General features: G+C 44.1%; 15 protein-coding genes. 6 read left to right on the forward strand and 9 right to left on the reverse strand.

Annotated features, from left to right (window positions below):
* Window positions 1-262 precede the first annotated feature (262 nt).
* Complete coding sequence (locus ACQKCP_RS02595; RefSeq protein WP_427611156.1) at window positions 263-4,465, forward strand: YadA-like family protein; 4,203 nt, start codon at window positions 263-265, stop codon at window positions 4,463-4,465.
* 172 nt (window positions 4,466-4,637) lie between these two features.
* Here ACQKCP_RS02595 and ACQKCP_RS02600 read toward each other — a convergent pair whose 3' ends face one another.
* Window positions 4,638-5,816 carry an acyl-CoA dehydrogenase family protein gene (locus ACQKCP_RS02600; protein ID WP_427611157.1) on the reverse strand — a complete coding sequence of 393 codons (1,179 nt, stop codon included), beginning with the start codon at window positions 5,814-5,816 and terminating at the stop codon, window positions 4,638-4,640.
* Between the two features lie 336 nt (window positions 5,817-6,152).
* Window positions 6,153-6,803: a maleylacetoacetate isomerase gene (gene maiA, locus ACQKCP_RS02605; protein WP_427611658.1), complete on the reverse strand. Its 651-nt coding sequence runs from the start codon at window positions 6,801-6,803 to the stop codon at window positions 6,153-6,155.
* A gap of 157 nt (window positions 6,804-6,960) precedes the next feature.
* Between maiA and ACQKCP_RS02610 the strand changes: the two genes are divergently transcribed.
* Window positions 6,961-7,818 carry an IclR family transcriptional regulator gene (locus ACQKCP_RS02610; protein WP_427611158.1) on the forward strand — a complete coding sequence of 286 codons (858 nt, stop codon included), beginning with the start codon at window positions 6,961-6,963 and terminating at the stop codon, window positions 7,816-7,818.
* 44 nt (window positions 7,819-7,862) lie between these two features.
* Here ACQKCP_RS02610 and ACQKCP_RS02615 read toward each other — a convergent pair whose 3' ends face one another.
* The 5 genes from ACQKCP_RS02615 to ACQKCP_RS02635 form a co-directional block, all read right to left on the reverse strand.
* Window positions 7,863-8,915 (reverse strand): TRAP transporter substrate-binding protein, encoded by a 1,053-nt coding sequence (locus tag ACQKCP_RS02615; RefSeq protein ID WP_427611159.1) that lies wholly within the window; start codon window positions 8,913-8,915, stop codon window positions 7,863-7,865.
* Window positions 8,916-9,052: 137 nt separating this feature from the next.
* Window positions 9,053-9,628 (reverse strand): VOC family protein, encoded by a 576-nt coding sequence (locus ACQKCP_RS02620; protein WP_427611160.1) that lies wholly within the window; start codon window positions 9,626-9,628, stop codon window positions 9,053-9,055.
* 146 nt (window positions 9,629-9,774) lie between these two features.
* Complete coding sequence (fahA, locus tag ACQKCP_RS02625) at window positions 9,775-11,076, reverse strand: fumarylacetoacetase (protein WP_427611161.1); 1,302 nt, start codon at window positions 11,074-11,076, stop codon at window positions 9,775-9,777.
* Between the two features lie 297 nt (window positions 11,077-11,373).
* Window positions 11,374-12,570, reverse strand: coding sequence for an aromatic amino acid transaminase (locus ACQKCP_RS02630; protein ID WP_427611162.1), 1,197 nt, complete (start codon window positions 12,568-12,570; stop codon window positions 11,374-11,376).
* A 157-nt stretch (window positions 12,571-12,727) separates the two neighbouring features.
* Window positions 12,728-13,675: a LysR family transcriptional regulator gene (locus ACQKCP_RS02635; RefSeq protein WP_427611163.1), complete on the reverse strand. Its 948-nt coding sequence runs from the start codon at window positions 13,673-13,675 to the stop codon at window positions 12,728-12,730.
* Window positions 13,676-13,870: 195 nt separating this feature from the next.
* Here ACQKCP_RS02635 and hppD point away from each other — a divergent pair, with 195 nt between their 5' ends.
* From hppD to ACQKCP_RS02655, 4 genes are all read left to right on the forward strand, one after another.
* A complete protein-coding gene (gene hppD, locus ACQKCP_RS02640) occupies window positions 13,871-14,971 on the forward strand; it encodes a 4-hydroxyphenylpyruvate dioxygenase (RefSeq protein ID WP_057759888.1) in 1,101 nt (366 codons plus the stop codon).
* A gap of 131 nt (window positions 14,972-15,102) precedes the next feature.
* The gene (gene phhA, locus ACQKCP_RS02645) at window positions 15,103-16,050 is read left to right on the forward strand and encodes a phenylalanine 4-monooxygenase (protein WP_427611164.1); all 948 of its coding nucleotides are present in this window, start codon (window positions 15,103-15,105) and stop codon (window positions 16,048-16,050) included.
* A gap of 162 nt (window positions 16,051-16,212) precedes the next feature.
* A complete protein-coding gene (locus ACQKCP_RS02650; RefSeq protein WP_427611165.1) occupies window positions 16,213-16,554 on the forward strand; it encodes a 4a-hydroxytetrahydrobiopterin dehydratase in 342 nt (113 codons plus the stop codon).
* Between the two features lie 116 nt (window positions 16,555-16,670).
* Window positions 16,671-18,074, forward strand: coding sequence for a Na+/H+ antiporter NhaC family protein (locus tag ACQKCP_RS02655; RefSeq protein WP_427611166.1), 1,404 nt, complete (start codon window positions 16,671-16,673; stop codon window positions 18,072-18,074).
* Between the two features lie 68 nt (window positions 18,075-18,142).
* On the opposite strand, the gene ACQKCP_RS02660 is transcribed toward ACQKCP_RS02655, so the two are convergent.
* Entirely contained in the window at window positions 18,143-18,889 is a 747-nt protein-coding gene (locus ACQKCP_RS02660; RefSeq protein ID WP_427611167.1) for a siderophore-interacting protein, read from the reverse strand.
* Window positions 18,890-18,955: 66 nt separating this feature from the next.
* A complete protein-coding gene (locus ACQKCP_RS02665) occupies window positions 18,956-21,136 on the reverse strand; it encodes a TonB-dependent siderophore receptor (protein ID WP_427611168.1) in 2,181 nt (726 codons plus the stop codon).
* Window positions 21,137-21,246: the final 110 nt, after the last annotated feature.

Raw genomic sequence — 21,246 nt, forward strand, 5'->3', positions numbered from 1 at the left:
AATATAATGGACGAACGGTATCAAAACACGGATGAACGGCATTGTCTCTCTGTATATATTCGGTAATACTAATATATACAGAGAGTGATAAAGATTATACAAAACAGAACGTCTTATTCCTTAAAGACTACTACAACTATTATTTGAACAAGGTCTCATTATTATAAGCCTATAACCCGTTTTATTTTGTCACATCGTCTCTCTGGCATGGATCTTATCTCTGATTTTTTAAATCTGACAAGTCTGTAAGGGAGTACGCATCATGAACCGCATCTATAAAGTCATCTGGAATGAAGCCTTAAGTTGTTTTACCGCCGTTGGTGAATACGCGAAGGGACGTGGCAAATCTTCCAAATCTAGCGTTAGCTCTAACGCTACCATAAATACAACGTCTAACCTGTCCGTTATCCATACGTTACGTCTGAGCACTATAGCGCTTGGGCTACTAGCTGCTGGCTTTGGCATGCAGGTGAATGCATTGGGTACCTACTTTGTTGGTGACGACCCAACGCCTAAAATACATACCAATTCATTCCTTCACCAAACACTAACGGTGCAGGGTGGAGAAACGGTCACTGGCGATCCCAATACCAAAAATATTAGCGTGACTGCCAATAGACATGATAAGTCGCTAACGATAAAGCTCGATGAAAATGTCGATTTAGGGACTGATGGTAGTCTCAAAACGGGTGATACTTTAGTTGACAATTCAGGCATTAAGATTACAGCCATAAATCCAGCCAATAGTGTCACTTTGAGCAGTAGTGGTCTAAACAATGGTAATAATAAAATCATTAATGTAGCCGATGGCGACGTTATGGTAGGGAGCAAAGATGCAGTTAATGGCTCGCAACTTCATAGCTTAGCCAGTACGGTTACGGCTAACAAAACCAAGTACTACAGTGTAAACAGCAGCGCCACAGGGTTGTTAAGTAACGAAAACAATGATGGTGCAACAGGCTACAATGCGATGGCTATGGGGGGCAATGCCAGTGCATCTGGTAGCCAAACGATAGCCATTGGTAGTGGCGAGAGTGGTCAGCACACGACTGCATCAGGAGAACAATCCATCGCTATTGGTGCAAATGTTGTCTCAAAAGGTAGCTCTTCTATTGCTATCGGTGGTGACGATTTGAATGCTGCATCCGAGGCAAACATAGATGGAACAGCTAATGTTGGTCAAAACAGTGGTAGTGTCAATACGGTGTTTAGATCTTACACTGGTCGAGATCTCGTTGAACCAACACAGTATGATAGGAATACTGAAGCTGCAGGTGCAGCCTCCATAGCTATTGGCTCAAAGGCGCTATCTACAGGAGACTTGTCTACCGCTATTGGCGTGCAATCTAGTACAGCAGGTATTGCAGCTTCCGCCTTTGGTATTGGTGCATCAGCGAGCAAGGATGGTTCTGTTTCTCTAGGTGCCGGCGCTCAGTCTAATACTCAAGATGGCGTGGCGCTAGGATCACAATCTGTAGCTAACGTTGCAGGTGGTGCGCTTGGGTTTACTCCATCAAGTGCTAGTGTCATAGACAAAGCAGCTATTACAGCAACTAATAGTACAGGTCTTGGTGCAGTTTCTGTTGGTAGCTCTACTAATGGTACTCGCCAAATTGTAAATGTCGCAGCAGGTACTCAAGACAGTGATGCAGTAAACATATCTCAATTAAAAGCGTTAGATACTATCGTTGCTGGCATTGACTTCCCTATCCGCTCTAGCAGTACACAGCCATACACCACATCAGTAACAGGTACTGACGCTCTTGCCGTTGGCTCTAATGCCAATGCAAACGGTAATAATGCAACCGCTATTGGAGAGAATGCATTTGGAAATGCAAATGCAACCGTTATCGGTGAAGGCGCAAGATCTTCGTTCAACGGCTTTGCTGGTGGTCAGGAGGCCAAAGCGGGTGTTAATTCAGTGGCGATAGGTCAAAGAGCCACAAACGGAACCGCAAGTCGTGCGGTTGCGATAGGCTATGAAGCAAAAGCAACTGCCCAAGACACTATTGCACTTGGTCTTGATGCACAAGCTAAAGCGCAAGGCGGTGTGGCACTCGGTAAAGGTGCTAGTGCAAATGCTCTAAACAGTGTCGCTTTAGGTCAAAACTCTATTGCAGCTGTACAAAGCGGTGCATCTTTCTTAACCAATGTTGCTGCTGATGCCAATAACGGCACCGTCTCAGTAGGCGCTGTTGCAAGCGAACGTCGTATCATTAACGTTGCAGGTGGTTCAGCAGATACTGATGCAGTGAACGTATCTCAGCTAAAAGCTGTTACAAACATTGCTAATAGAGGTTGGGATATTAGTGCACAAGGTGATAGTGCTACCGCAAGTACGGTAGAACCTGGCGAATCAGTTGACTTTAATAGTAAAAACAGCAATATCACTGTTTCTAAAGAAGCAACCAGTAATGATGTCTCGTTCGAACTCAACAACAACTTAGACCTAGGTAATAACGGTAGTGTAAGAATGGGTTCGAGCTCTCCATTCGGTCTTGGTAATACAACGACACTTGATCGCTCTGGCCTCAAAACAGGTAACGTATTATCTAGTACTACCGTTGATGGCTTAGGTGTTAGAACGGGTAATGCACTGGCTAGTACATCAGTTAATGGCTTAGGAGTATTTGTGAATGGTCCACTAGGTATTCCTAGTACTGTTCTAACCATGGATGGTTTAACAATTATCGGTGGTCCAAGCGTAACAAGGTCTGGTGGTATCAACGCTGGTAATAGAAGGGTTGTCAATGTTAATGATGGCATACATGATAAAGATGCTGTCAATGTCAGTCAGCTAGAAGGTGTTAAAGAAACAGCTAACAAAGGTTGGGATGTCAGTACACAAGGTATCGCTACCACTGCAAGTACTGTAGAGCCTGGCGACTCAGTTGACTTTAACAGTAAAAACAGCAACATCATTGTCTCTAAAACATCAGACAGTAATGATATCTCATTTGAGCTCAATAATCAGTTAGATTTGGGAGGTGTTGGTAGTATACAGATAGGTAATACCTTTATGGATAACAGAGGTTTCACTTTTATTGATAGTAAAGTCATGCTAAGTAGCCGTGGTCTAGACAATGGAGGCAACACCATTCGCAACGTTGGGGAAGGTGTGCTAAATACGGATGCTGTCAATGTTGGGCAGTTAAAAGATGTCGCCATTGCCTTGGATCAAGGTTGGGGCATTACCGCTCAAGGTGATATCGCTACGATGGTAAAACAAGGAGATGCTGTCGACCTTAGCAGTAAAGACGGTAATATCAAGGTATCTCGGAAATCAGTGAGTGATGTGGCTGCTTTCGATAGTAGTCCATCATTGCAAGCTGCAGCCATACCTACCAATGCTAATGATATTAGCTTTGATCTGAACCCAGATATTACTTTGAATAGCGTAACCACTGGGGGTACGGTCATGAATGACGATGGACTGACCATTGCAGGTGGCCCAAGCATCACAAAAATTGGTATTGATGCCGCTGATACCAAAATTACCAACGTTCAAAATGGAGAAGTTTCGGCGACAAGTCAGGACGCTATAAATGGTGGTCAGCTTTATGCCCAAGGAGCTGGTATCAGTAGTATTATCGGTGGTGACACTGTTTACAACGCCGAAGATGGTACTTTTACCAACGGTGACATTGGTGGAACGGGTGAAAGTAATATCGATGGTGCGATCGCTTCTATCAGACAAGGCACGATTGAAATTAGTGAAAATGTGCAAATTAACACAGAGAGCATTACTACTAATACAACCAATATCGCGACCAATACGACAAATATTGCTACGAATACCAGCAATATCACGACCAATACGACAAATATCAAAACCAATACGGATAAGCTAGATGCTGGACTCAATTTTGGCGCAGACAGTGGTGCCAATATCAACAAACCAATTGGCGATGAGAGTGTCCTCAGCTTTACTGGTGGCAATAACATCACCACCACAGCAGATGGCAGTAGTATTAAGTTTGATCTAAACGGTAATATCAGCGTTGATAGTGTCACAGTTGGAACAACGGTTATCAATAGTGAGGGCATTAGTATGCAAGATGGGCCAAGTATGACGTCTCAAGGTCTATATGCTGGTAACCAACGTATGACCGGTGTCGCCGATGGGGTCGAAGCAACAGACGCCGTCAATTATAGTCAGCTTAGCGCGCTTGATAGTCGACTCAATAACAATATGAGCGATCTTGGCTACAAAATCGACGAAGTAGAAGATGATGCAAATGCAGGTATCTCAGCTGCAATGGCAATGTCGGCAATGCCTCAGGCTTATATCGCAGGTAAGTCACTGATTGGTGGCGGTGTCGGTACCTATAACGGAGAGAGTGCCGTAGCGATTGGTTTCTCTAAATTATCTAATGACGGTCGCTGGGTCATCAAGGTAAATGGTACAGCAGATACTCAAGGCAACGTAGGCGGTGCAGTTGGTGCAGGCTTCCATTTTGACTAACAAAGCCTTTCAATTGTAGTTATCGGTAGGCTATAAAAAAGCAAGACATCCAATGTCTTGCTTTTTTACGGCTTAAAGATAAACAATTAAAGTAATAAAGCTAGCGATAAATCAAAATAAGCGCTTGTAAATTGTGTCTCACAAGCGCTTATAATTTATAATTAAGGTGCTTCTATATTCTGAACATTGCGCCATTCGGTGTCAGTCCAACATAGGCCATACCTGCTTGATTCATCCAGTGAGGTTGAATAATGCCATGCTGCAAAATCGCATGGATATCTCTATGTGCTCGTTCTATCTTGTGCTTTTTATATAGGGAAGCCGTGCCTGCGACTGCGTAAATTTCAGATACCATGTCACGAGCTTCTCTTGCGGCCTCACAAGACGCTGCCCATACATCTGCAAGCTGTATATCAGTAAAGGTGTTCTTCTGTTGAGATTCTTCCCATAGTATCTCGACACTATGATGCAGTTGGGCGCGTTTTGATACCAGTATTGTTTTGCTCTTAGCAATAGTAGCCTGTACCGTTGCACGGTCGCGTAGATCTGGACTCTTACCCGGTGTTACTCTCTCAAGGCACATATCAACCAAGTCATCCATGGCGGCTTTTAATACGCCTAGCGCCATCGCCGCACAGCCAGCAGCATTGATACAACCAATAGGCAGTCGACTGTAGGCAGTATCGACAGCCACAGGACTGTCAAAGTCAACTGCATAAGCCTCTCTGACAAAAGCGTCTTTGACGACTATATCGTGGCTACCTGTGCCATTTAGGCCACCCACATCCCACGTATCAATGATTTTTACATCTTTTTTAGGAATAAAAAATAGCTTTAAATTTGCACCCGGGCCAAGGGTCGTAGGAGAGCCTTCGGAGATAACGAGACAACGGAGCACAAACCAGTCAGCCAATTGGCATCCAGAGACGAGTGTCCATTGTCCTGATACCATATAGCCATTATCTGCTGTTTGGGCCGCGCCTTCAGGACGTGCGGAATTGGCATAAATATGAGAGGGGTTACTGTATACCTCTTTCATACTGGACTCGTCCAAAAATCGACCGAATGTACAGGCTAAATGGTTGTTCCAAACGATCCAAGCAACGGAGGCCTCAGCACTGGCCAACGTCTCATAAGTTTTTAGCGTTTCTACTGGGTTTCCTGCCCATCCTCCTAACGATTTAGGCAGCCCCATTCTAAACAATGCAAATTCTGAAAGTTTATTAACCACTACGGGCGCAATTTTTCTAGCACTTTCTGTTTCATCTCTGAACATGATTGCTGATGCATAAATCTTGTTTGCTGCATCCGATGGTAGGGTGGTTATCTCTGCTGAGGATATATCATTCATATTGTTCAACCTTATTGTGATGAATAAGACAGTACTTTTTTCTATAGCTGATAAAGTACAAATTTGAGCGATGACAAATGCTTATATAAAGAATAACCAACAGCTGCCCACCATACAACCGTTAATATGAATATATTAAAAATTATATTGTAAAAATTGAATAAATAATAATCAATGAGGCTAAATTCAGCGATTAAGCTGTAAAAATAGGTAGGGGTAAAGAATAGCGAAGAATAAAGCTCGACAAATATTAAGTGTTAATTCTAAGTCACTTAATATTTGGCCAAGAAGATAAATATTCTATAAAGATAGGTATCCTATAAAAACTGTCTTAAATTAGGCATCACGTTTCGGTGCATCAGGCTGCATCATAGGATCCGCATCTGCAAATGCCTTTAGTGTACGGCAACGAGTATCAATGGCGACGATGTTGGGATAAGCGCTTAAATCTACTTTGAAGCGGCGAGCAGAAGAGACTTGCGGAATCAAATAACAATCTGCGAGAGTAGGACTGTCCCCATAGCAGAACTGTCCGCGATTGTTATCCGCCGCTAAGCGTGTCTCTAAAGCGGCAAAACCTTCACTGATCCAGCGATTGCACCATGCAATCACATTTTCCTCGTCGACTGAAAGCTCGTTACGCAGGTACTGCAAAATGCGGCGATTATTGATTGGGTGGATGTCGCAACCAATCATGGCGCTCAGCGCGCGTACCTGCATACGCCCAGCAGCATCATTAGGCAATAATGGATACTCGGGGTAGACCTCTTCTAACCACTCCAAGATAGCTGGACTTTGATATAATAATAAATCGTCAGTCTGTAGGACAGGTACTAATCCTTGCGGATTAATCGCTTTAAAGGCAGATTCTAACTGCTCATCCTGTGCCAGATTGATCGTGATATCATCGTAATCTAAGCCTTTTAGGTTCATAGCGATACGAGTACGGTAAGACGTGCTACTACGAAAATATCCATAAAGTGTCATCATGATTCATGTCCTTATGTAGATGTGTTTTTATAAAGATAAATATTATGAAGTAAGATCTATATCTCAGTGATATTTGATCGGGCAAGCCATTATTGAACAAACCACTAACAAGCAAAATTAAAAAATAACCAAGCACACCAGAATCGAGCAAATCATGCCAGCAGACAAAACCCTTGTAGACAGTTCTATCAGCAGTAAAAACCAAAGTGGGGTCCAGTCGCTTGAGATTGGGCTGTCGATACTCGATGTGCTGATCGACCGTAATGAGCCTATGATGCTAAAAGATATCGCTGAAGCCATGCAAATGCACCCAGCAAAATCCCATCGTTACTTGGTCAGTCTCATCCGTAAAAACTACGCGCGTAAGCTTGATGATGGCCGCTATGGGCTTGGCGATAGAGTCAATGCATTGGCATCACTAGGACATACGGAACTCAACCAAAACAATCTTTTGGCACGTCTCACGCAAGTGGCTAATGAAATCAAAGACACCTTAAATTGCGGTGTGCAAATTGCCAAATGGTTTAGCGAAGGCCCTATTATTATTCAGTCCGTTGAGCCAGACAGTCCGATTAGCATCATTACTCGCATTGGCTCACGTATGCCTCTGACGACATCGGCCACAGGGCAGTTATTTGCCAGTTATCAACCTGATGCCGTCATTCAGCCATTGGTCACAGCTGAGTGGCATACGAGTAATACCGCCGCAAATATGGCCGAGAAGTGGCAGCACTTTACCCAGCTACAGGCCAAAATTCGTACGCAAGGCTATGCAACAGTGACGGGCGATATGCTCATGGGGATCAACGCCATTACGATTCCCGTTATATTGCCGCAGCTTGCCAATAGTACTACTAAACCATCCACGAGTAGTGATAAAACTGCTGGTGAAGATTTACCGCTAGAATATGCTATTACTATCATTGGAACCACAGAGCAGTTACCGATGAGTGAGCAACATAACGTGGTTGAACAAATACTGGCGATAGCACAGCGTTATCACATTGCCTAGCCAATAATGGTGCTATAAGCTAAGGCGATCCTTCAATTCATCCTCTAAACCATACAGCCGCTACTGGCCGCTTTTGCTTTTTCGTATACGTTGTCAGCATCTAGGCCAGTTGCATTTACTTCATCAAGGTAATGCTGCGAACCTTCCATTAATGGACCTCTCCAATCTGGGTCGTTGAGTGGATCAGGGATATCAATCATAATATCGCCTTTTTCTTTGGCAGCGGCCATTGCTTTGGCATTGCTAACGTCAAATACTTTAGAGATATGCGCTGCTAGCTCTGCGCCAGAATTATCATCGATTACTTTTTTGAGGTCATCAGGCAAACGGTTGTATTTCTCCTTGTTCATGCTAATCACAAAGGTAGAATTATAAAAAGGAATATTGGTGTGCGTATTGATCAGCTCATCAAGGCGAAATGCTTGAATGGGTTGCCAAGTAAAGCTGAGCCCGTCAATGACACCGCGCTGCAGAGAGGTATAAGTATCACTGGCAGGCATGCCGACAGGTGCAGCACCAGTGGCTTCGATAATATGGCTAGCAACCGCAGAAGGTTGGCGAATACGTAGACCTTTCATGTCGGCTGGCGTGCGAATCGGTTTATCAACCGTATGAAGCGCACCTTGACCAGTCCCTATCAAAGCGAGCAAGTGAGTGTCTTCGTACTCGTCTTTAATGATACCGTCATTATATAGCTTATGAAGTATACAGCTCTGCTGCTGTGCAGTATTAGTGATGCCTGGCAACTCTACAATTTGAGTCAAAGGAAATCGTCCTGCTGTATATCCTTGTGCTTGCATACCAATATCCACACTACCTTTCGCCGTAGCGTCATAGGTAGCCCCTGGTTTGCTGAGCGTTGCAGAAGGGTAGATCTCAATCTTTAAGCGGCCGTTTGAATCCGCTTCAATTTTCTTTGCCCATGGCTCTAACGCTTCGGTGTTTATATTGTCAGTGGCAGTCATAAAGTGTGAGAACCGCAACGTTGTCACTTCACCTGCATCTGTAGACGCGCCTGTTGCTTGGTCGTTATTGGAGCAACCAGTCATCGCAAGCGAGGCGGCTAAGAGTATTCCTAGAGGGGTTCTTATTTTCATCATAGAGTCCTTTCATGATGGTGATATATGGTTCGCTATTTATTGATACCTAGAGTAGGTCGTCAATTAGCACCTTTATAATTAAAGCGATGATTAACTAATCATTTAAAAACGTAGCAAGCAGGATTACAGGAGAGTTACTCGCCGACAGGAGCAACTTCGCGTGCTTCAGCCCACTCATCACTATGCAAAAACTGTGTATGTGCTGGGGCGCGTTTGGTACGAGACCACTCATCTAGCATGTCTTGCTTGATGGCATCTGTAATCATCGATACTTTGTCTTCTGAGGTTGGATCATCATAGGTCAGCTCTAGACGATGACCATTGGGATCAAAGAAATAAATCGAGTGAAAGATGCCGTGATTGGTCACGCCAATGACATCAATGCCGGCATTTTCTAAATGCTCTTTGGCAACGATTAGCTCGTCACGGTCCTTAACCTTTAGCGCTAAGTGCTGCACCCAGCTTGGGGTATTTGGATCAAAGCCCATCTCAGGTTGATTGGGTACTTCGAAAAATGCTAAGACATTGCCATTACCAGCGTCCAAAAAGACGTGCATATAGGGGTCAAAGGCTTTGGTCGAAGGCACATGGTCTTCTGCGAATGCCAAGATGAAATCCATATTTAGATTTTTTTTATACCATTCAACGGTTTCTTTGGCATCTTTGCAGCGGTAAGCCACATGATGAATTTTCTCAATTTGAAAGCTCATATCAAACTCCTTTTGATAAGGCGTGTCACTCATTTGGCTTTATTCACATAACGATGAGTAGGTGAATGCGTTTGTCTTTCTATCCGCCTGCATGAGAATTCTCACACCTATTTTGCTATTTCTCTAACTATGTTATTTCTTAAATACTATTTATCAAAATCAAAGCTCAGCGCTGGTAGTACTTTGCCGCGTACTTCACCAAATCCAACACGTATGCCGTCTTTTTCGCTATAGCCTTTCATGATGACCGTGTCACCATCTTCGATAAAGCTGCGCGTCTCGCCGCCTTCAAGCGTGACTGGTTTGGTAGCGTTCCAAGCAATCTCTAGCATTGAGCCATAAGAGTCAGGCGTTGGGCCTGAAATCGTACCTGAACCCATCATGTCACCGACTTCAACTTTGCAACCAGTGATGGTGTGGTGGGTGAGCTGTTGTGCCATTGACCAATACATGTATTTGAAGTTGGTCTCACAAATGACCGTCGCTGTTTCCGAATTTTCAGGTAGTAACTCAACTGATAGGTTAATATCAAAGCTGTTATCGCTCGCTTTTTCATTTAAATAAGCGAGTGGCTTGGGCTCTTGAGTTGGGCAAGCTGTTTTAAACGGCTCCAATGCATCCATGGTGACAATCCAAGGGGAAACCTCAGAGGCAAAGGTCTTGGCATTAAATGGACCTAATGGCACGTATTCCCATTTTTGGATATCTCGTGCTGACCAATCATTGAGCAACACCATGCCAAAGATATGATCAGCGGCATCATCTACGGCGATTGGCTGACCGATATGATTGCCTTTACCAACGACAAATGCGGTCTCTAGCTCAAAATCCAAGCGCTTACAGGCTGAGAAGATAGGACGCTCATCAGGGCTAGGCTTTAGCTGACCAGATGGACGTACGATATCAGTTCCACTAACGATGACGGTGCTGGCACGTCCGTTATAACCAACTGGCATTTCAGTCCAGTTAGGCAGGAGGGCGTTGTTTGGATCGCGGAACATGGTGCCGACGTTGGTCGCGTGCTCTTTCGATGAATAGAAATCGGTAAATCCCGGTACTTGCACTGGCAAATGCATGGTGACGTCTGCTTGCTTAAATAGCGCCTTTTTTTGCAAGTCTGCATTGTCACGTAAGGTGTCAGTGTCGCTAGACAGCAGTGTTTGAATGGTCGTGCGTGCCTGCGTCCAATTGTCTCGACCAGAATCAATAAAAGCATTTAGCGTAGATTGGTCAAAATACGGACCACCGTCTAAACTTAATAATCCTTCGGCTTCGAGTACAGATAGATCCAGTACATGCTCACCAATGGCAACGCCTGCACGGCGCTTGTTATCACTAGCAGCGTCTTTAGTTTCGCTAAAGATGCCATAAGGGAGATTGTGAATAGAGAAGTCAGAGTCAGCAGCGATATCGATAAAAGAGGTGAGGGTGTTGTCAGTCGTTGACATGATTTGCTCCTTGCTAATATACATTATGAATTACGTTATAATTAATCACTTACGTATAATGTAATTTATTGATATATGGATTGCAAGTTTTTTGTACAATGTCTTTTGTTAAAAGGCTGCTTTGAAAAGTGGTTGTCAGTGTTTTAGCTAAACGGTTCTGACTAGACGGTTTTGACGAAATAATTTTGATTAAATGCTAGGCATAAAAAAAGGCCGAGCAATCGCTCAGCCTTTCTTATCCGCGTTTATTTTTTATCAAGTTACATATTGATTAACATGTTAAGTAACTTGGACTAATTAGTCTTTTAAGACGTCTGCCATGGCATTGGCCACATAGTCGATGTTGCTGGTATTTAGGCCAGCCACACACATACGTGAGTTAGAGACCATATAGATACCAAACTCAGTCTGTAAACGCTCAACTTGCTCAGGCGTGAGACCAGTAAAGCTAAACATACCGTTTTGACGAGTGATGTAATCAAAGTTACGGTGAGGGATTTTGGCTTCTAACACTGACTTTAGCTTTAGGCGCATGGCTTTGATACGGTCGCGCATCGCATAAACTTCGCCAACCCATTGCTCATGTAGTGCTTCATCGTTCATGACGATATCGACCACACGTCCACCATGTGACGGCGGGCTTGAGTAGATACGGCGTACGGTTGCGTTTAGCTGACCGAATACGCGATCGGTTTCGTCTACAGTTGGACAGACGACTGATAGGCCGCCGACGCGCTCGCCATATAGCGATAAGTTTTTAGAAAATGAGTTGCTAACAAACAATGGCAAGCCCATCTCAACCGCTTTACGGATAGCGTAAGCGTCGCTGTCCATGTCTTCGCCAAACCCTTGATAAGCGATGTCCATGAATGGAATCAGCTCACGCGCCTTCACGACATTGAGTACAGTGTCCCATTGCGCTTGGGTCAAATCCATACCGGTTGGGTTATGGCAGCATGGGTGTAGCAAAATGACGTCGTTTTTGTTTAATGTTTCAAAAAACGCAATCATTTCATCAAATTTGATGCTGCTGTTGGCTTTGTCGTAGTACGGGTATTTACCGACTTCTACATCAGAGCCTTCAAAGATAGCAATATGGTTGCCCCATGTTGGATCGCTCACATAGCACTTAGCTTGTGGGAACCAGTCATGAATAAATTCAGCACCAACTTTCAACGCGCCAGAACCACCGATTGTAGCGATAGTAGCGACCAAACCGTCTTTTAAAATTTGGGCGTCTTTACCAAATAGTAATTCCTGACAGCCTTTACGGTGGCCTGGCAGACCTGCCATTGGCAAGTATGGACGCGGGGCGATAGGATCAGCAATACGCTCTTCGGCTGTTTTTACACAGTCGAGTACGGGCAATACGCCATTCTCATCATAATAAATACCAATGCCTAAATTGACCTTGTTAGGATTGCTATCTGCTGAGTATTTTTCCATAAGACCTAAGATTGGATCACCAGCGTAATAATCGATACGTTCAAACATGCCATTTCCTTATAAAAATATAAATCGAGCAGCCGAAAATCATAGAGCAAATCGTGGCTGAACTCAACATGAGAGTGGGTTATATTCGGCAATTAATAAAATAAATAGCCAAATAGATTGTTTATCCGTCTATCAAGTGCATTTGACATGCTATACGTCATTCGCTAGACGATGATTCAGAGTGATGTAGGTCGTTATAATGAGTCGCAAAATACGTTTGCAAAAACTGCTTAAAGGCAATCGTCGCTGGAGAGAGCGCCCGTGAGGCACGCTGATAGATAAAAAATTGCCGCATTTTGACTGGTTGAGTGAGTGGTCGCATCAGCAGACCATTGGCACTGACCCAATCAATAACTTCAGGCATATAGGGCAGACACAGCGTAATGCCAAAGCCTTGGCGTGTCATCTCAAGTGCGGTGGACATAAAGTTCACCTTGTAGCGGGCTTGTTGCACATGAGCGGAGATAGAGTCGTCGAGCTCTGCGGTTACTTGATCGAGGAACGGACCTTGTAAAGTAATCAGAGGTGTCTCTAATAAATCTTGCCAAGTAATTTCGTCTCTTTGTGCCAGTGCATAATTGTCTGGCATAACCACACAAAATGGTAGCTGATACAACAAGTCAGCCCCGATATCATCTTCAGTTTCTATAAAACCAAGCTCGGTGCCAACCCCTAAATCGACTTCGATATCTTGGATATGCTTAAGCAAGTTTTCTGCTGAACAGTCTAATAGTGAGACGCCAATATTTGGATATTCTTTGGCAAATTGAGCGATGACGGCAGGTAGGGAAGACGCTGCAAACTGTGATACAGCCAAGCGCACCTGACCTTGGGCCAAGCTGGTCAAGCTACTTGCTTCATTTTCAAACAGCTGCATCTCATTCAAGATGCGACGCGCTTGCGGTAGTAGATGCCGTCCTACTGCTGACAGAGACAACTGGCGAGTGGTTCGATCAAACAGCACGATACCGAGGCCAGTCTCTAATTCCTTAATCAATCCACTAACAGCAGATTGGGTCAAATACATCTGTTCGCTGGCACGAGTAAAGCTGCCGTTGTCAGCGACTTTGATAAATGCAGTCAATTGGCGAATGCTGATATTCATAAGTAAACCTGATAAATAAATCATAAAAAACAATTAGTCTTATAAATAAAGCTAATCTAATATAAATACAACGTCAACAATAAAGATTGATTATTAATCGTTTTATAGACTTTTACTATTGATCGACTTTTACTATTGATCGACTTTTACTACTCATCGATTTTCTATTACCAATTGAAATTAAGGATAATTACAATGGCAGATTTATTTGACAACCCAATGGGACTAAATGGATTTGATTTTGTCGAGTTTGCTTCTCCGCAGCCTGATGCAGTCGACGCATTGTTTAAGCAGCTTGGTTTTGCTCATGTCGCCAATCACCGTTCAAAAGACGTTGCTCTATATCGTCAAGGTGATATCAACCTTATCCTAAACCGTGAGCCAAAAAGCCAAGCCAGTTACTTCGTTGAAGAGCACGGCGCTGGTGCTTGTAGTATGGGCTTTCGGGTAAAAGATGCCAAAAAAGCGTATGAGCGTGCGGTAGAAATGGGCGCGCAGCCAGTAGATGTGCCAACTGGGGTGATGGAGCTTAGATTGCCTGCTATCAAAGGTATTGGGGGCTCACTAATCTATTTGATTGACCGCTATAAAGACGGCGAATCTATCTATGATGTCGACTTTGAGTTCTTTGCAGATATCGACAGAAACCCTGTCGGCTATGGCTTCAAAGTTATCGATCATCTAACGCACAACGTCTATCGTGGACGCATGGCATACTGGGCAAAATTCTATGAGCGCATCTTTAATTTCCGCGAGATTCGCTACTTTGATATCAAAGGTGAGTACACAGGACTAACCAGTAAAGCCATGACCGCACCTGATGGAAAAATCCGTATTCCATTAAATGAAGAAGCCAAGCAGGGCGGTGGTCAAATCGAAGAGTACCTGATGCACTTCAATGGCGAAGGTATTCAGCATATTGCTCTAGCCAGTGATGATTTGTTTGCCAGTATCGATAAGCTAAAAGCGGCTGGTATTCCGCTTATGACCGCACCAAATGCTGCTTACTATGAAATGCTGAGCGAGCGTTTACCGAACCATGGTGAAAATGTTGCTGACTTGCAAACGCGAGGTATCTTATTAGACGGTACGACAGAAGGCGGTGCGCCGCGTCTGCTACTACAGATTTTCTCTGAGACCATCTTGGGTAGCCCAGTATTCTTTGAGTTTATTCAGCGTAAAGGCGATTATGCCGATGGCTTTGGTGAAGGTAACTTTAAAGCGTTGTTTGAGTCGATAGAGCGCGACCAAGTACGTCGCGGCACAGTCGGTCAGCCAGAGACTGAAACCCTATAGCATTATCTAACGCTTAGACCACGTTTAATCAACGGACAAGACAAAAGGAGTTTGTATTGTCCTTAATAAGAGCATTACCTAAAAGCATACTGCAAAGGTAATACTCTCATTGCGATAAAAGGAACACAGGCATGGAACGCCTATCACAGATAGATTCTCTTAATACTGCCATCGGTACCAATAGCGTTGCGACTAATAAGCAAAGCGACGATGCGGCCAGTCATTCTAACGCGACACATAAAAAACAGCCGTATATCTCACACCAGCCAGATAGTAATGGTCATATTCACTATAGTGATGATGAGCATGCGATGTGGCAAGCGCTGCTGGCACGTCAAGCGGAACAAACGCCCAATCGTGCATGTACTGCATATTTAGAGGGTTTGACTAAGTTAAATTTACCGACGACGCATATCCCGCAGTTGCACGATATCGATGAGGTATTACAAGCGACCACAGGTTGGCAGACTGCTGCTGTGCCTGCATTAATCAGCTTTGGTAAATTTTTCAAATTACTGGCCAATAAGTCCTTTCCTGTGGCGACATTTATTCGTCGATTCGATGATATGGACTATATTGAAGAGCCTGATATTTTTCATGAAATCGTTGGGCATTGTCCGCTATTGACCCATCCTGCGTTTGCAGCCTTCAACGAAACGTATGGTAAGCTTGGTCTTAGCGCGACGAAAGAGGAGCGCTGGTTTTTAGCACGACTGTATTGGTTCACTATTGAGTTTGGGTTGGTTGGAAGTCGTATAGAAAATCGTAGGATTTACGGCGGCGGTATATTAAGTTCACCTTCTGAAACGGTCTATGCGCTTGATCGGATGCCGCGAGAGCTTTCAGTCGCTCAAAATAAGCCGCAATCTCAACCTCAGTCTCAACCTGAGCACCGAGCGTTTGATTTGCTCGATGTGTTGCGTACGCCTTATCGTATCGATCAGATACAGCCGATTTACTATGTCATCGATGAATTAGATACCTTATTTGATATCGTCAATAGTGACATTATGGGTGCGGTAAAAAAAGCTATGTCGCTTGGTCTATTTGAACCGACCTATCCAGAAAAAACTCGTTAAAAACGTCAATTCAAAATTAAACATGAAAACCAACACTTCAGTGCGGAATATTGAGATAGCAGCAAAGCTATATCAACATGAACGTACGAGTATTAGAAAGTAGCTATCAAAACAACCATTAAAAACTGACATCGAAAACAGCCACTATAAAAGGATTTTATTATGACAGCATTATCACAAAACAGCTGCGAAGCTTGCCGCATTGGCGCACCGAAAGTTGATGAAGCCGAAGCACGAGAACTATTACCACAAATTCCTGATTGGTCACTAATCGAGGTGGGTGGTATTCAGCAATTGCAGCGTCAGTATAAATTTAAAAACTTCGTCTCAGCAATGGCATTTGCCAATCAACTGGCAGACATCGCTGAAGCAGAAGGGCATCATCCGGGGATATTGGTAGAGTGGGGTAAGGCTACGGTCACTTGGTGGTCGCATAGTATTAAAGGGTTGCATCGCAATGATTTTGTCATGGCAGCTAAGACCGATGACTTACTTAATAAGTAACGCATAAGTCATTCGGTTATTCGCTAGCAAACCCGTTTTCTAACGCTATAAAACTAACGCTCCCAAATTCAAACCCACTCTAATGCCAGCCTGAGCTGGCATTTTAAGGATGTGTCATGCCACCAAAACCCCTCACATTAATCAGTGCCAAGCTCGCCTTTATCATCTCCGCCATCGTCATCGGTATCATGGGTATCACCATGATCGGCTTTGGCTGGGTGCCTCATCTGTCTCTTATCTTAGCCATCTGTGTGCTACTGGCTATTGGTATGTATAAAGGACTCAGCTTCGATGACATGCAAGCACAAATGGCCTCAGGTGTCATGCGTGGTATTGGTGCCATCTATTTGTTCTTCTTTATCGGACTGATGGTTGCGGCTTTGATGATGTCAGGAGCGATTCCTACACTGATGTATGTAGGCTTTCAGCTGATCTCACCTGAGTACTACTATATCTCTGCCTTTATCTTAACCTCTATTATTGGTATTGCTTTGGGTAGTAGTTTGACGACTGCAGCAACGCTTGGCGTGGCGTTTATTGGTATGAGTAATGCTTTCGATGCCAATGTGGCGATAGCAGCGGGGGCGGTAGTATCAGGCGCGTTCTTTGGTGATAAGATGTCTCCTTTGTCTGATACTTGTACGATTGCCTCTTCTGTAGTGGGTATTGATCTGTTTGAGCATATTCGTAATATGATGTATACGACCGTGCCTGCGTGGGTACTGACGGTTATTTTGTTTTGGCTGTTCTCAGGACAGACGACTAGTGCTGATCTGAGTCAAGTGACGATATTGCAAGGTCAGCTGATAGACAGCGGTCTGGTACATGGGTATTCGGTACTGCCGTTTGTGGTACTGGTTGGGCTAGCACTGTTTCGGGTCAATGCGATTTATACGATTATCTGTACCATAGCAGCGGCACTTATTATTACTTATGTACATAGCTCACCAAGCTTTGGTCAATTGGGTGGTTATCTGTTTGCAGGCTATGCTCCTGCTGAGTCATTAGAGCTAGGGGAAGTAGGTGGTATGCTGTCGCGTGGCGGTGTACAGAGCATGTTCTTTACTCAAGCGATTGTGATATTGGCATTAAGCTTGGGTGGTCTGTTGACGGCACTAGGGATTCTGCCAGCACTGCTATCTGGTATTAAGGACACATTAACGACGTCAGGACGAGCGATATTCGCCGCCGCGATGTCGGCACTAAGCATTAACGTGCTGATCGGTGAGCAGTATTTGAGTATTCTATTATCAGGTACGGCATTCCGGTCGACGTTTGAGCGTTTACACTTACATCCTAAGAATTTGTCGCGGACAATTGAGGATGCAGGGACAGTGATTAATCCGCTGGTACCTTGGAGTGTGTGCGGGGTGTTTATCAGTCAGGCATTAGGGGTGCCAGTATTAGATTATCTACCTTATGCGTTCTTCTGTTATTTGTCATTACTGCTGACACTGCTATTCGGGTTCACGGGGCTGACGATTAGTAGAGTGAAAGAAGGAAAAGTCGTCGAAGCATGATAGATAATGATTGATAAAAAAAGGTGGGGCTAATATTAGCCCCACCTTTTTTGCTTCGAAATACGTATTTACTGATCTTCCGTTTGCGCATCCTGACTTTTGATAATTTTATGCTGATCTTCAGTGCTATTGACTTTCCAGTAGCTAGAAACATATAAATGCGTCTTTGGTATCGCGCGCTCAACTTTAAAGTACTGGCGCAGTGTACGCATACTATGAAATTCACACGCAGCCCATACAGCAGGTTGGCCATCAAGCCAGTTCAATGATTTAACACAGTCCAGTAAAGGACTATCATCTGCATTTGGATGCGCATTAATCACCCAATGTATCTCGACGTTCTCTGGTTTTTTGAGCGTCTGACGATCTGCTTCAGTCATTACTTCAAGTACTGCGTAACCACGAGCATCAGTAGGCAACTGGGCTAAGTTGACCGTAATCGCTGGTAGCGCAGTCATATCACCGACTAATAAAAACCAATCTGCTTCATTATTGATGAGTTTCTTTGGCCCTGGACCACCTATTAAAATTTGATCGCCGACTTGAGCATTTCGTGCCCATACCGATGCAGGTCCTTCTGTTTCATGCAAAGCAAAATCAACATCTATTGCGTCATCACGTTGCACGCTCACCGTATAAGTACGCATCAATGGGCGACTATCTGCATCTTGAGGGAATATCAGTTTGATATAAGCACTTTCTTGATCGATAGGAAAATCAACCATGCCAGCACCGCCAAGCGTGACACGGCACATATTTGGCGTAATGTATTTAGTGCCAATAACTTCTAGTACTCTTGGAGTAGGTTTTGCCATATTGTGCTTTCCTTCTAACAACGGGTTGGCTTACTAATAGAACCAACCCGCTGTCTGTAGTATTTATTAAAAATTGGCTTTTAGGCTGACTGACATTTGACGTTCAGGGCCCATCCAGCAGTTATTGATGTCGTAACAAGCACCAACATAGGTCTTATCGAACAGATTGTTGATACTAGCACCCACAGCCAGCATAGGGTTGATCTGATAGCTGCCGCCGACATCTACCAGCGTTACGCTTGGTAAGTCATCAGAGTTTTGCTTGTCAATCTGCATGCCGTCTTCGTAGCGAATGCCAGCATTTAGAGTGAGTTTATCCGTAGCATAGTAGTCTGCCCATAGCGTGGCTTTGTGTTTGGCAGTTTGAGCAGGGGTGTTACCGACTACATCAGGGTTGAACTCATCTTCTGTGATCTCAGCATCGGTGTAGCTGTAGCTTGCCGCGAGATCTACCCAGTCATTGAGCATGCGACTGCCTGATACCTCAAAGCCTTTTGATTCAATTTCACCAGTTTGCGTTTGGCTTCTGTAGTTGATTTCATCCGCTACGACGACGTTTTTTTGGGTGATATCAAATACGGCAAGCGTTCCTTGAGTGGCACGATCTTTTGACAAATACTTCACCCCAGCTTCTACTTGATCGGCAGTGGTTGGCTTAAATGGTTCATTGGTAATAAAGTTACTACCGACCACTGGCTGGAACGATTGCGAGTAGCTGGCATAAGGGGAGAAACCATTACCAAAGTCATAAATGGCAGCGAAACGACCACTGGTTTCTGAGGCATCATTGTCAATTGTTTTGTCGCTATAGATGACGCCTTCAGTGGCTTTGGTTTGCTCAGTGATACTGTCAAAATTATCGTGACGTAAGCCTGCCACTACAGTCCAGTCTTTCCACTTCATCTCATCTTGTACATAAAAACCAAGCTGACTTTGTTCGATATCTTCCTCTTGACGATAAGCATCTAATGGCAGAGTGTCAGCATTGATTTGTGAATAATCTGGACTAGATAAATCAAGATTTGGCGTGCCATCTGCCCCAGCATCATAGTAAGTCGCGTTGCTATCTGTCTCTTGATACTCAACACCGAACAGTAGATTATGTGAGGTGTTAGCTGTATTGAATTTATAGGCCAGTTGGTTGTCCGTGGTCCAGTTATTCATGCTCTCATCCGTGGTATAAGCCACGCGATTGAGAATCGTGTCACTGCCCTCTACAAACCCTCCACTGTTATACATATTGCGTTGCTGCGCCTCGGCATCAGTATAGCGCATGATATGTTTAAAAGTTAACTGGTCATTGATATCCCAGTTTACGGTGACACTTGGCATAAATACTTCTTTACTAAACTTATTCCATTTATCGCCTGCATAGGCATCACTGTCAAGCTTGCCATAGCTTGCCTTGTAGACGGTGCCGACAGCAGGCAATGGGGTAGAAGGTACCATCTCTGGATCATCTTGATAAAACAAATTAGCAAGTACTGAGACATCATCAGTTGCCTGCCATTCAAGGGATGGATTAATCAGCAATCGCTCTTCTTCTGTGGTTTGCATTTGACCATCTTTTTGGCGTTTTAGCGCGACTAAGCGATAGTTCAATGAGTCTGTGATAGGCCCCGTACTATCAACGGCCACTTCTTTTAGGTTTTGATTGCCAAGTCGTAGCTGTACTTCGTTCTCTTGAGCGCTTTTAGGGGCTTTGGCTATTTGGTTCACCATGCCACCGGGTGCTGCATAGCCATAAAGGGAAGAGGCGGGTCCTTTCACGACTTCGACCGCTTCAGTCGCATAGACATCGACTTGTGGCATTAGGTTCCAAGCGCCATCGTAGGGCAGTCTTAGTCCGTCATAAAAGTTTGAATAGGTTTTAAATCCGCGGATATTGTACTCATCAAAGATAGAGACTGTACCGCGGCTCTCAGAGCTCACGCCTGGTTCATAACGTAATGCAGCATTGACGCTGTCTGCCTGACGCTTTTGCAACAGGTCTTGATCGATTCTGGTATAGCTCATTGGCGCATCGTTTGGGTCCAATGCAGTTTTGGTGCCAGTACTACGATAGCCATCTGAGTAGACGGTAATAGCATCTAAGGTGGCTGATGGTGTAGCAGCCTCATCGTTTTCAGTGTTGTTTGTCGTCTCTACAGCGTAAGCGGCGTGACTCATACCCATGATCAGGCCAATTTGTACTGCTGTGGTGAGATATTTTTTGCGAATGACGTTAGTGGTTAGATGAGACCGCATCAGATTTCCTCTTGGACTAAAATGATTGAATATTATTTGTGACAGTTAAAGCAAATTTACAACGACGCTAATAATAACACTAATGATAATTATTATCATTAAAAAATTAC

The sequence above is a fragment of the Psychrobacter sp. NPDC078631 genome (assembly GCF_050268165.1).
Taxonomy (GTDB): domain Bacteria; phylum Pseudomonadota; class Gammaproteobacteria; order Pseudomonadales; family Moraxellaceae; genus Psychrobacter.